Source organism: Microcystis sp. M31BS1 (genome assembly GCF_020245285.1).
Lineage (GTDB): Bacteria > Cyanobacteriota > Cyanobacteriia > Cyanobacteriales > Microcystaceae > Microcystis > Microcystis panniformis.
In genome coordinates this window covers 1-12934 of sequence record NZ_JADBVE010000024.1, presented here as the reverse complement: position 1 = coordinate 12934, position 12934 = coordinate 1, and the positions used below count along the sequence as shown (strand labels likewise).

The 12934-nt window shown below is 44.9% G+C and carries 10 protein-coding genes; 3 read left to right on the top strand and 7 right to left on the bottom strand.

What is annotated here, in order from left to right; genetic code table 11:
• Positions 1 to 305 precede the first annotated feature (305 nt).
• The 5 genes from IM509_RS01160 to hslO form a co-directional block, all read right to left on the bottom strand.
• A complete protein-coding gene (locus IM509_RS01160) occupies positions 306 to 1955 on the bottom strand; it encodes an alpha/beta hydrolase (RefSeq protein ID WP_072926844.1) in 1650 nt (549 codons plus the stop codon).
• Between the two features lie 323 nt (positions 1956 to 2278).
• Positions 2279 to 3922 carry a Ppx/GppA phosphatase family protein gene (locus IM509_RS01155; RefSeq protein WP_185237488.1) on the bottom strand — a complete coding sequence of 548 codons (1644 nt, stop codon included), beginning with the start codon at positions 3920 to 3922 and terminating at the stop codon, positions 2279 to 2281.
• Positions 3923 to 4032: 110 nt separating this feature from the next.
• Entirely contained in the window at positions 4033 to 5244 is a 1212-nt protein-coding gene (locus IM509_RS01150) for a pentapeptide repeat-containing protein (RefSeq protein WP_260441288.1), read from the bottom strand.
• 636 nt (positions 5245 to 5880) lie between these two features.
• Entirely contained in the window at positions 5881 to 7836 is a 1956-nt protein-coding gene (locus IM509_RS01145; protein ID WP_185237490.1) for a chromosome segregation ATPase, read from the bottom strand.
• Between the two features lie 63 nt (positions 7837 to 7899).
• A complete protein-coding gene (gene hslO, locus IM509_RS01140) occupies positions 7900 to 8814 on the bottom strand; it encodes an Hsp33 family molecular chaperone HslO (protein WP_002759591.1) in 915 nt (304 codons plus the stop codon).
• 84 nt (positions 8815 to 8898) lie between these two features.
• On the opposite strand from hslO, the gene IM509_RS01135 reads away from it, so the two are divergent.
• Both IM509_RS01135 and ffh read left to right on the top strand, forming a co-directional pair.
• Positions 8899 to 9282, top strand: coding sequence for a hypothetical protein (locus IM509_RS01135; protein ID WP_002791292.1), 384 nt, complete (start codon positions 8899 to 8901; stop codon positions 9280 to 9282).
• Between the two features lie 170 nt (positions 9283 to 9452).
• A complete protein-coding gene (ffh, locus tag IM509_RS01130) occupies positions 9453 to 10889 on the top strand; it encodes a signal recognition particle protein (RefSeq protein WP_052275929.1) in 1437 nt (478 codons plus the stop codon).
• A 3-nt stretch (positions 10890 to 10892) separates the two neighbouring features.
• Here the strand turns inward: ffh and thiL are convergent, their stop codons facing one another.
• The gene (gene thiL / locus IM509_RS01125; RefSeq protein WP_072926837.1) at positions 10893 to 11861 is read right to left on the bottom strand and encodes a thiamine-phosphate kinase; all 969 of its coding nucleotides are present in this window, start codon (positions 11859 to 11861) and stop codon (positions 10893 to 10895) included.
• Between the two features lie 39 nt (positions 11862 to 11900).
• Positions 11901 to 12572 (bottom strand): MBL fold metallo-hydrolase, encoded by a 672-nt coding sequence (locus IM509_RS01120; RefSeq protein WP_072926834.1) that lies wholly within the window; start codon positions 12570 to 12572, stop codon positions 11901 to 11903.
• Positions 12573 to 12838: 266 nt separating this feature from the next.
• On the opposite strand from IM509_RS01120, the gene IM509_RS01115 reads away from it, so the two are divergent.
• Positions 12839 to 12934, top strand: a 96-nt coding sequence (locus IM509_RS01115; RefSeq protein WP_211571681.1) for an RRXRR domain-containing protein, incomplete at its 3' end; no start/stop codon positions are given.

Sequence of the window (12934 nt, the reverse complement as noted above, 5' to 3'; positions counted from 1 at the left end):
TGGGGAAGTGGGGAAGTGGGGAGCTTTTCAGTGATCAGTAAACTGATAACTGATCACTGATAACTGATATAGGAACCTTTATTTGTCCTTTTGTCACCATTGGTTTAATTCTTTTGGCTATCCAATTACTACTTAAACGCCCTCAACAAACATAAATTATGAATTATGAATTATGAATTATGAATTGGGACTAGGAGGTGGTAATTTTTTCAGTTATCAGTTAACTGATGACTGAACACTGAACACTGAACACTGAACACTGATAACTGATAACTGATAACTGATAACTGATAACTGATAACTGATTAACGGACATTTTGAGCGATAAAATCTTCGATTAGCTGTTCTAAAGCGGCCGAGGAGGCGCGGGTAATCAGAAAACATCGAAACTCCTGGCCTTGACTGAGATATTGGGAATAGGCCGCCTGTAAAAAAGGTTTATAGCCGGAGTTTTTGCGAATATACACCTCAAAAAAGGCCAAAGATAGGGAATGGGCGTAACTATCGATCAGATATGGTGCTGGCAGGGTAAGATCGGCTATGGATTCGATCGCTTCGTTAATTCCCGCATCTAGTACCGAAAAATCGACGTGAGCTTGACCTTCAATCAGAGCTAAATATTTATTTTCGGTGTTGAGCAGGGGAAAAGAGCGCACCTGTTCAAAAATAGCGGGGGTAGCGGGATCGTAGGTTCCTGCCGCTACAAAAGTGGGAATTTCGATCTTAGCCAGTCCTTTAGCCCCAAAAATACTCCAATTAAACGGATTAACCGCAAAAATCGCTTTGATTCTCGGATCGCGAAAATTGTATTCTTCTCGGGGTAAATCCAAAGCACGACACTGCAGCAAGAGGGAGACATTGAGAAAAGCTAATCTTCTTTGACAGTCCCGTTGTAAATTCTCGAAATCGATCGTCGCTCCACCCACCGCTAAGGCTGTATAACCGCCGAAGGAATGTCCACCAACTCCCACATTATCTAAATCTAATTGCCCCTGAAATTCCCCCGCGTTGCGTCTTTGTAATTCATCGATCACAAAAGATATGTCCAATGGACGATTGACAAATTCGTTGCTATAAAAAACCATCCGCGATAAACCGGCGAGTAGATTCTGTACCTGTAGGGTATCGCTGCCGGGGTGTTGGGGTATGGCGACGAGATAACCGTAACTAGCCCAATGTTCCGCTTGTCGGACAAAATCTTCAGGACGGGAAGCTAAACCGTGGGAAAAGACGATAACGGGGGTTTTCTGGGTTAATTGCCCCTTGGGTTTGACAATAATTAGATAAAGTTCCCTCTGACGACGGCTATCGGTTAAATCCAGCCGCATCTGTTCCACTTGTTGCGGTCCCGGTTGTCGGGGGTCGGTCATAGCGGTAAAATTAATTTCACCGGCCTTTTTAGCTTCTTCTAAGGATAATTGCGCCACCTTTTCTGTGAATACTGTGGTGGCTTTCAGGACGACATCGATCGCCCGAGCTAATCTTTGCACTTTTGTCACATCAATCTGCATATTAGTGGGCAGATTACGCAGCAGGCTAAGAATAGTTACCCCTTCCGGTTCAAAAGCTGATTTAATTAGGGCAGAACGCAGGGCAAATTTACCATTAATACCCCCTTGAATGGTGATCAGTTCCCCTAAGAGGTTGAGGATATCTTCCCCCATTGTGGAGTTAAAAAAGCGCGAGATCAGGACGGGATTAATTTCTTTACTTGTGGTTAAAGCTTGGCGAAATTCTTTTTGTTGTTCCGCAGTTGTATTACCTAAATATTGTCTTAGATTAGCGTCAATTCTGCCAGTTTTGGCAAACTTTTCTAGGGAACTAATTTCTAGGGTACGACTAAAGGGCGCTAAGATAAAAGTGATTCTCTCGGCCGAGAGGACAGGAAAGCTAGTCAGTATCGTTCCTAAGCAACCCAGAGCGATCAAGCGGCCAATTTTGGCTAATTGCAACAAGTTTTTCTGCTCCTTTTCTTCCTGCGTTCCTATTCCCTCTGGATTATAACAGTAACTTCGCAGTTTTTAACGTTTTTTTTGCTTGACTATCAACAAAAATTATCAATTTACCTCGATCGATAATCTTGACCTAGAACGTAGGTTGGGTTGAAGCATGAAACCCAACGCCCGATTATGTTACGCTACCGCTAACCCATCCTACAAATAATTGTGCCTACCTACTTATCAATTTACCTCGATCGATAATCTTGACCTAGAATAATAGGTAACAAGTCTCGAAAATTTCCATCTTGCCGATTTCAAGCTACTGATCGCTCATGATTTCAGGGTAAAAATGCCAAAGTTGCCACTACTTTCACCCCAAATTCTTCCTCAAAAACAGGTTTTTTATAGTCTAAACTCCACAATTCTAAAGCACAATCATCTTCAGCATTATTGGGAAAAAGATGCAGATGTAGGGTTCTATATTCAGGATCATACTTACATTCAATCTTTTTAATCGCTCCTATTTGTCGTCGATCTAAAGCCACGGCCAAGCGCAGTATAGCACTTAAATGTCTGACCATATACTGATAATATTCCGTTAATTTCATAAAATCATCGTGTCTTTTCTTCGGTTTACTTTTGCGGTGATAACGAGCGATATTAGCGATAACTTCTAACTCTGTTTCTGTATAGCCCAACAGTTCACCATTGCGAATTAAATAATAGGAATGTTTATGATGGGCAGCATGACTAACATATAAACCACTATTATGTAAAATTGCCGCCGCCCATAATAAATCTTTAGCCTCCTGATTCCAAGAATGTAATTGTGCTTGGGTTTGCTCGAACAAAGACAGGGAAAATGTCGCTATTCTCTCGGCCGATTCTAAATTAACTTGATACTTTTTCGCTATTTTCAAGACACTGCGCTGACGGATTTCACTCTGATAAAGTAACCGATTATCAATTAAACCGTGCGTCAGCATCCAATCGACGATTACCCCTTCTCGCAGGGCCCTTTCACAGAGAACTAACTTATCAACATCTAACATGGTCATCGCTTCCAAAAGCACGATCGAACCAGCTAGAATTATCTCGGCCCGTTTATCGGACATCCCCAGAATTGCCAGTCTTTGGTGATAGTCCAAAGTGGCGAAACGTTTGACCAATTCTTTGACATCTTTGCGGGTTAATTGATAACCATTTAAAGGATTAGGAATTTCTCCTAATTTCTCCAAAGCATGGATAGTCATCAAAGTTTCGATCGTCCCAGAAGTTCCCACTAAACGCGGCACTTCTCCCAGCTGTAAATGATGTTTAATTTCCTCTACTGCCCGCTCCAACATTCCGCGGGTGTATGCCCTTAAATAGGCTAATTCTGTGGTACTAATGGGATCGGTGGTGATCAAATCTTGCGTCAAACGCACCGCGCCGATTTTGGTACTACTAAGAAAGCGAATTTCTTGACTATCGGCTAAGATTAATTCTGTGGAACCGCCACCAATATCGATAATAATATGGGCTTGGTTTTGGAAATCCATCCCCGAGACGACACCGAGATAAATCCGGCGCGCTTCCTCCTGTCCAGAGATGAGATTTACAGAAATACCGACTTCTTTCTCGATTAAAGCCAAAAATTCGTCACCATTGGCCGCTTCCCGGGTGGCGCTGGTGGCAACAGCGATAATCTGATCCGCATGGAGACTAATAGCCAGATCGTGACAGCGTTTTAAAGCGGCGATCGCTCTTTCCATGGCCGCTAGGGTTAATTTACCGGTTTTCCTATCTCGATCGCCCAGACGGACTGTATCCTTTTCTCTGGCAATAATCGTAAAAGCGGGTAAAGACGGTTCAATTTTCACCACTACCATGTGAACCGAATTCGTACCAATATCAATCGCCGCTAGGATTTGGACATCGGGGACTTTTGCCTGGGGCGCTAGTCCCCAATTGGGTGTAACTTGATTAGAAATATTCACCATCGCTTATCAGTGATCAGTTACCAGTCGGGGGATAGGTGTTAAGGCTGGTCTTATTATCCCTCTAATTGTCCGCCTCGGCGCAGCAATTTTAGCTTTGTATAGCAGTTGTCCTATTCGTCAATATACAATTTTCGCTGCTCCAGGGCCAATTGCCGGAATTCCCCTTCCCCAAATTCTCCCTCCCTGGGACGGCGCTCTCCCTCGGACTCGACTAAATAGATATAATCACAATCAACCCCTTCTAAATTGGTATTTTCGGCGATTTTCCAAGCTTCGATACAAGCGCCCGTCAGGGTGGCCCCCTGTAAATTGGCTCTCATCACGTTACTATGGGCTAAATTTGCCCCTTCTAGATTAGCGTAGGCTAAATTTGCCTCGCTCAAATTTGCCCTAGTCAGGTTGGCATTTTTGAAGTTAAACCCGTAAAGATTTAGTCCGCGAAAATTATAGCCAATATAAGCTTTATTTTCCCCTTGACCAGTAACCAGAAGATTTCTCATCGCCACTTCGGCTAAAATTGTCTTTTCCCAGCGCGCTCGCTCGATGCCCGATACCAGATAAAATCGAGTTCTAGTTAAATCTTTTGCCCTTAAATCAGTGGCTTTTAACTGCGCTCCCGTGAAATCCGCTTCTTTAAGATTTGCTCCGCAAAAATTTGTACCTTGACTGGCTAAAAAAGCAATTGCTATCGATTTCGTGATTGTTTCTCTCGATTCTTCTAGGGACAACCAGGCCAGATAAGCGGTGAATAAATTACCACAAAACCCAACAATCAAAGCTATAGAAAAAGTTACATTCATCACGGCTATTCCAGCTAATGCTCCTTGAAAAGCCAAGATAATTACTGTCAATAAAGTTAAAATTAAGCTGATGCAAATTGCTAGGATAAAACTTGTTGATTGACCAGAAATCAAGGATAAAACTAAGGGTAATCCCCCAACTCGCTGACGATAAAATCTTCCGTAAATTAGGGATAAAATCGTGATTATCACCGCAGCAATGATTTTAAATTGGCTTACATCTGTCGCCAGCATTAAAGCTAGATAATAACCAGCTAATCCCCACACAAAGCCGCAGATAGCCGCTATTAACCAAGAAATTAAAATTAATTGTAGCCGACCGCGCTTTAGTAATCCTGCCCTAGCCTCGGTAAATTTAGTTCTCTCTAAAATAGCCCCTTGAAAATTAGTACCACGCAGATCTGCTTTACTAAAATTAGCCCCCGATAAATTCTGTCCCTGAAAACACTGTCCTTTTAATTTTACTCCTGTAAAATTGCGTTTCCCTTTGGCATATAAATCCAGTACCTCACTTGCTTTCATAGAAATTACGGAGGTCTGTTTTTTGCTTGATTGATTAATGTAATTCATAACACCTAAGTAAGTGGTTATAATTAAATTGAAGATTTATCCCCCCTTTATCCCCCCCCTTAATTCCTAGGGTTAATTCATGGTAGGGTTAATTCATGGTAGGGTTGATTCATGAATCAACCCTACCCTTCTATCCCTTATAGGGATCTTTCTTAACAATTTTTTCATTAAGCACTCCAACTCTTATCCTGACTTGATTTCAGTTTTTTCTTTGTCAGTAAGGGTGTCAACAAAGAATATTACAAATTGTTAACCGAGTCTTGAAAGCGTTGTGCTACAAAGGTTTGAAATGTTAAGAAAGATGTGACTAATGGACAGCCTTGATAAGGGGGGTGTCTGATAATTTTTAACGCCTACCTACTTATTATCTTTTTAAAATTGGCTTTGGTTATTTGTTGGCAATTTATACTAAATCGGTTTTGAATAGTGCGATGAACTCCCAAGTTATGGATTGTTTCTCCCCGCTCCTCCGCCATCCTATCCCTTGTAAACAGGATTTAGTATAATACAGATTTAACTTGACAGACCCCTGGGGATGAGGGACTTTTTTTAGGGGTAATCCACGGCAAAAACAGCCCCTAAAACTGATTATTGACCCGGACTTGGTGCTTCTATCGGGGACTCTGGGGAAAGGGGAGTCGATTCAACTATTGGTGGTGGGGCCGGAGGTTGGAGAATATTGCGCCAGCCTCGTATTTGGGAGCGAGCCGAACTGTAAGCGGTACTTTCCGGGGATACGGATTCAGCAAGGCGAATAGCTTCCAGATAACTGCCATTATTAGCTTGGTCCGTGGCTAAAGACAAAAGCTGATAACTCCAACGTTCCAGCAATTCAGTCCGTTGCACACCCGCATCGGTTTTAGTGGAAATATTGGTAACTAAAGCAATCGCTCGGGTTAAACCTTCTGCGGTTCCCATCGCCGCTAATTGATTAGCCTGTTGGAGATTTTGACGGGCCCGCAACTCTCGGCGCCAACGACGGATATTTTGGGATGCTTCCGCGGAAAGAGTGCGACCAGGGGGAATTTGATTGGCAGTGTCGATCGCTGTGCTATAGTCTTTGAGATTGGCCAAAGCTTGAGCCTGATCTAAAATGGGTTGATCCTCCATGCGTTCAATCCGTACTTGCCAGTCGTCAATTTCCCGTTGGGCATCTCGGTATAAGGCCCGATTTTTACCAATAGCCTGCGCCTGAATAATAGCGTTACTGAGGGAATTAATATCGCCGGGGATAGCGATTTCCCGCGCCCGTTCTAAAATCGGCCGGTCTTCTATGACTTGTATTTGACGATTCCAAGAGCCAATTTCCTGCTGTGCTTGCGACCAGAGGGGATTATTACGGGGAACCTCGCCCGCTTTTGCGATAGCGGCGCTATACTGCCCGATTGTACCTGCTTGTGCTAAATCTCTAGCCTCGGACAGTATTTTTACATCCTGTACCTGTAACTGCCAGCGTTCCCTCATAGCTAGGGCCGTTTGATAGAGAGGTCGAGAAGCGTCGATTTGTTCTAGTCCCAGTATGCCAGCTTCTAATCCGTCCACCGTGCCAGCTTCCGCATCTAAGGCCGCTTCGGACAAGACAGACCAATCGGTGACATCTTCTTTAATTTTGAGGTCTTTGGGGGTTTGGTTAGCCAAATCCCGGAGAGCTTGCCATTGCTTCCGCTCAATTAATCTTTCGGCGTATTCTTTTAGTTTATCCTCGGTTTTCCCGATTAATTTTTGGGCCTCCTGATAGGCATAACTGCTGGCTTGAATTTTTCTAGCTTCTTCGATGACTTTCAACCAATTGTCGAGACCGCCCCGGGCAAAGAGATTAAAGGCATTATCTAATTTACTGCTATCTTCCCGGGCGACGGTAATTTTAGCGAGCGCTTCATTATATTTAACCGTTGCCCAATATTCGTTATTTAAGTTCAATAAATCCACTGCTAGGCGGAAAGATTGATTCCAGTTGGAAGCGCGGAGATTTTCCTCTAGTTTGCTTAAGATATCGTTGCCTTGCGTCCAAGTTCCTTGCCACTTAGCGATTCTTTCTTCAATAATTGCCGCTACTGCCATATTATTGGGGATTTGACGAGCTTTAGTGATCGCTTGCTCTAAATTTCCCGCTTGATAGTCTTTTTCAGCCAAATTCAGGATATCTCGCGCCCATTCTTCCACCTGTTGATTAACTTGCGATCGCAAGGGATGGTCATCGGGTAAAGCTTCCACTAGGGCAATTGCTGCGAGTAAACCCTCCACGGTGCGACTATCGGCGGAAAGTTGAGCGCAGTAGAGACGCAGGGAGGCAGAAGCAATAGGCCAGAAGATTTTTGGGCAATTGGGCGACTTCTGCATATTTAATAACTGCCAAGTGGCGAGAAAGCCAACACCGCCAAAGACGACGACAAATAAAGCCGCCCAAACTTTCCAAGTGAAACGATGCTGGTATCGAGACCAAAAGAGAAAAAGAAAAGACTTAGTTTTCTCTGGCCAACGAGTCAGGGAGTCAATCGATTCTCGTTTGACTAGATTTTTGGTTAATTCTTTTCCTTTAAACATTCACGACTCCCTGACGGATATTTTAGATAGATTTTACCCTAAGGGCGCTCATTGCCCAACTTCTCAGCAAGATTCAGCTTGTAGAGACTCGACTAATTGGATTAATTGCGTCTCGTTGGCACTATACACTTCCTGGCAAAACTCACAGATGGCTTCCGCTTGTTTATCCTTTTCGATAATGTCTTTTAATTCATCGACCCCAAGGAATTTTAAAGCTCCTAGGGCCCGTTCAAAAGAGCAGTCACAATCAAAACGCAGCATCTGCACAGCTGGAAAAATTTCTAGACCCATATCTCCGAGAAGTTCCTGAAAAATATCTTCTAGACCCTTTCCTGCTCGTAAAAGGGGTGTAAATCCCGTTAATTTTCGCAATCTCGACTCTAAACGAGCCACCAAGACCTCATCCCTGGCGGCCTCTTTCGAGAGAACTTGTAATAAAATTCCCCCGGCAGCCGTTACTCCTGTGGTCGTACCGACAAAAACCCCCACTTGCAAAGCGGAGGGAATTTGTTCCGATTGGTCCAGGTAGTAGGCGATATCTTCCCCCACTTCCCCAGAAACTATCTCGACGATGCTTTCCTGAAGTTCATTTCTCTCCTCACCTTTTTCTTCCCGCAAGACTCGCACATAACCTTTGTTACCCACGGCGCGACCCACATCTAATTTACCCTGAGCATTGGGGAGTAATTCCACCTGGGGACAGTCCACATAACCCCGCACCGTGCCATCGAGTCCAGCATCAACTAAAACACCGCCTAGGGGACCGTCGCCTTTAATGCGAATATTGACCCTAGAACCGGGTTTTTTTAAACTGGAAGCCAAGAGTAAAGCCGATGCCATCGTGCGACCGAGAGCGGCAGTGGCTACGTTAGATAATTTATGTCTTTGGCGAGCTTCTTCGGTTAAACGAGTGGTAATCACTCCTACTACTCTAATTCCGCCATCGGCGGCCGTGGCGCGGATTAATTTATCTGCCATACTACTTACTGTTATCCTTGGAAAACGCTGTCCCGATTTTTAGTTATTCTTTAACTAACTTAACAAAAATTATCAGACAACAATATGTTCGGCAATTTTCAACAAAGTCAGCTGCGTATCGAAATCTCGGCCAGTGAACAGGCTATCCGGGATAGTTTGCTCAAAACTGCTCATCTCCGTCAATGGCTGTGGCCGCAAATGCTCTCGCCCAATCTACCCGATAAATTAGAGGAAGGTTTGACTTTTACCTCTTGGTTAGGTTTAATTCCCGTACAACATCAGGTTTTATTAGCCAATGACCAGTGTTTACGCTTGCTTTTGAGTCAAGGTATCGATGGCTATCACGAATGGTATTGGGGTGATGGTTGGTTACAATCGCGGTTAGAAGGCATTTCCCTCCTTCCCCTCAATCTCGGTCAGACTCTCAGTTTATTAAAATTACGACTATTTCTGAGCAATCAAAAGTAAATCGCACTTTAAAAACCCAATTATGGATTGTCTCTCCCCGCTGCTCACTCTCCTACACCGGGAGATTGGCCGCACCATGCAGGTCCGGGACTATTGACAGGCTAAGAACGGGGGTCTTCACCGGACATTTGAGATAAAATCGATCTAGTTAAAAATTTAATTCCGAAACTATGTTCGACGCACTGGCCGACCGCTTAGAAGACGCATGGAAAAAATTACGAGGTCAAGATAAAATCTCCTCGGCCAATATACAAGAAACCCTCAAAGAAGTCCGGCGGGCTTTATTAGAAGCAGATGTTAACCTACAGGTAGTCAAGGGATTTATTGCTGAGGTCGAGAAACAAGCCCTCGGCGCTGAAGTTATTTCCGGAGTCAATCCTGGCCAGCAATTTATCAAAATTGTCTATGATGAATTAGTTAAAATTATGGGGGAAAGTAACGTTCCCCTAGCTCAGGCCGATAAACCCCCCACCGTAATTTTAATGGCCGGGTTGCAAGGGACAGGAAAAACCACCGCCACCGCCAAATTAGCCCTATATCTCCGCAAACAGTCCAAAAGCTGCCTGATGGTGGCTACCGATGTTTACCGTCCGGCGGCCATTGACCAATTAATCACCCTCGGTAAACAGATAAATGTTCCCGTCTTCGAGATGGGTTCTCAGGCTAATCCCGTCGATATCGCCCGTCAAGGTGTGGAAAAAGCCAAAGAATTAGGCGTAGATACCGTTATCATCGACACCGCCGGTCGTTTGCAGATAGATACCCAGATGATGGGCCAACTAGCACAAATCAAGAAAATTGTCAACCCCGACGACACTTTATTAGTGGTGGATGCGATGACCGGTCAGGAAGCGGCCAGTCTTACCAACACTTTTCACCAACAAATCGGCATCACGGGGGCAATTCTCACCAAACTCGATGGCGATACTCGCGGCGGGGCAGCCCTATCAGTGCGGCAAATATCGGGACAACCGATTAAATTTGTTGGGGTTGGGGAAAAAGTAGAAGCTTTAGAGCCATTTTATCCCGATCGCCTCGCCAGTCGCATCCTCAATATGGGTGATGTCCTGACGCTAGTGGAAAAAGCTCAGGAACAGTTAGACCTAGAAGACGCGGCCAAAATGCAGGCCAAGATTTTAGAGGCTAAGTTTGATTTTAATGACTTCCTCAAACAGATGCGGCTGTTAAAAAATATGGGTTCCCTGGGGGGAGTCCTCAAGTTAATCCCCGGTCTGGGCAAACTGAGCGGGACAGACATCGAAAAGGGCGAAAAAGAGTTAAAACGCACGGAAGCGATGATTAATTCCATGACCACGGAGGAACGCGCTAACCCCGATTTATTGGCTAAGTCTCCTAATCGTCGTCGTCGCATTGCCAAAGGTTCGGGACATCCGGAAACAGAAGTTAGCAAACTAATTGCTAATTTCACCAGAATGCGAACGATGATGCAACAGATGGGACGGGGACAAATGCCCGCTATGCCGGGGATGCCTGGGATGGGTGGCGGAATGTTTGGGGGGGGCAATCAACCGGGGTTCCGCGGTCAAGGTGGCAGCCCGAAAAAACCGAAGAAAATCAAGAAAAAGAAAGGTTTTGGCGATTTATAGAGGCTAAAAATGTTGAAAGCCAGAGCTTAAACTGAGGTTTCTACCGTCGGCTAATTTTATCTCTTTCCCCGGGACAATTTGACCGATTATCGCCCCCTCTTCCCCCACTTGCTCCAGCAATTCTCTGGCACTGTCCGGGGGCAAACACAAAACTAACTCAAAGTCTTCACCGCCGTATAAAGCCCATTCTAGAGCTTTTTCGGCTCCTACATATTCTTTCAGGGTTGGATGCAGGGGAATACTCTCGATTTCGGCACCAACCCCACTACAGCGACAAATTTGCATGATGGCATCTGCTAACCCGTCACTGCTATCCATGCCCGCGATGGGAAATTGCTTGACAATTTTTTGTAAATGTGGTATGCAATCGAGTCTCGGTCGCGGGCGTTGATGAGCTTGGATTAATCGCTTTTTTTGGGCGGAATTTAAATTCCTCCCGGTTTCAGGGTGCAAGAGTAACTCTAATCCAGCCCGCGATAAACCGTGATAACCTGTAATAACGATACTATCGCCCACTTTTGCGTTAAAACGTCTAATTTCTTCATTTTTTGCCACTTGTCCCAGAGCAGTGATGCTGATGTTAATCTCCGTAGCCCGACAGACATCGCCACCAACGATCGCCGTCTGATATACTTGCAGACAAGAGCTAAGACCCCGATAGAGTCCTTCTAGCCAATCGATGGCTAGATCGGGAGTTAAAGCCAATCCTACCGTAATTCCCAGGGGTTCTGCCCCCATAGCCGCTAAATCGGATAAATTAGCCGCCGCCGCTCGCCAGCCCACATCTTCCGGAGAGGTAGTAAGATCGCTAAAGTGGACGTTATTGACTAAAACATCAGTGGTGACAACGAGAGAGTAACCGTCTTTGAGGGATAAAATCGCCCCATCATCACCGATAATCTCCGCAGGACAATATTTTTGCAGAATCGGTAGCAATCCCTGTTCACCTAAGTCTTTAACGGTTAAATTCATGATGTTTGAGAATTGAACGATGCAGCTTCTAAAAAGTCTTTAGTTAAGAGGATTGGCGCTGATTTTTTCGTAGGCGCGATCGATAATTCCCCGACCGCGCAAAAAGCCGGTATTAGCTCCAGGACAAAGATAGGAGAGGGTTTCCGGACTAAAACGGTCTAAAATGGCCTTTTGCGATCGCAATTGCCGCGGCCAGTGGAAAGTTTTCGCGGTCTGTAGAGGTTGCGGTTGACCCTTGGTGTCGGGGAGAAGATGACGACCGGTAAATAAAACCCCCCCGTGACGGTTCCAGTAGAGACAGGAGGAACCGGGAGAATGGCCTGGAGTCCAAAAACCGCTACAAGTGGGAGATAACTGGATTTGCTGCTGAAAAACGGTAATTTGACGGTGAGGAAGCAGATAGGCTTCCTGTTCCTGTAGAATAATCTCACAATCAAGCCAACTTTGCAGAGAATCGCTCTGTTTACCCTGACCCCCGCGATGGGTAAAAAATAAGTAACGGACTCCCTTTTCTCGGAGAAAATCCCGCTCGCTCTCGTCACAGCCAGGACAATCCACCAGAATATTGCCAGTATTTTCTACAATAAGATAAGAGGTTCCCCCTAGGGTTTCCCGATTAGGCGAGAAAGCGTATAAACCTTCTAGAATTAATCGAGGGGGTTTTGTGGTTTTGCTAACCTCTAAAGGAGACGATTCGGTTTCCGATCGCATGGTTTGCCTATCCAAATCACAATCAATGCGGTTTATAACTTAGCACGATCGGTCACTAACCCAGCCATAAAAGGGACGGAGCTTGCCTAAACCAATTTAGGCGCCGCAAGTAGAGACTACCGCATCGAGACACAATCTGGCACAGACCTCCGAATACTTCCCTAGTTCGGATTCCCTCTAAGCTTTATTGGTAAAGCGTTGTTAGACAAGACATCTTGATTGTGTTGCGGTAAGGGACTTTAACTTTACTCTTAAGGATTATCTCCATGGCAAGAGTTCCTGTTATTTCAAAAGACGGAAAACCGTTAATGCCCACCAAACCCAGTCGGGCTAGACGGTGGATTAAAGAAGGAAAAGCTATC

What these genes read in the sequence shown, in the direction of transcription:
- thiL (WP_072926837.1), bottom strand. Translation starts at nt 11,861, where the DNA reads ATGAATTTAACCGTTAAAGACTTAGGTGAACAGGGATTGCTACCGATT.
- IM509_RS01150 (WP_260441288.1), bottom strand. Translation starts at nt 5,244, where the DNA reads ATGAAAGCAAGTGAGGTACTGGATTTATATGCCAAAGGGAAACGCAAT.
- IM509_RS01120 (WP_072926834.1), bottom strand. Translation starts at nt 12,572, where the DNA reads ATGCGATCGGAAACCGAATCGTCTCCTTTAGAGGTTAGCAAAACCACA.
- IM509_RS01135 (WP_002791292.1), top strand. Translation starts at nt 8,899, where the DNA reads ATGTTCGGCAATTTTCAACAAAGTCAGCTGCGTATCGAAATCTCGGCC.
- hslO (WP_002759591.1), bottom strand. Translation starts at nt 8,814, where the DNA reads ATGGCAGATAAATTAATCCGCGCCACGGCCGCCGATGGCGGAATTAGA.
- IM509_RS01155 (WP_185237488.1), bottom strand. Translation starts at nt 3,922, where the DNA reads ATGGTGAATATTTCTAATCAAGTTACACCCAATTGGGGACTAGCGCCC.
- ffh (WP_052275929.1), top strand. Translation starts at nt 9,453, where the DNA reads ATGTTCGACGCACTGGCCGACCGCTTAGAAGACGCATGGAAAAAATTA.
- IM509_RS01145 (WP_185237490.1), bottom strand. Translation starts at nt 7,836, where the DNA reads ATGTTTAAAGGAAAAGAATTAACCAAAAATCTAGTCAAACGAGAATCG.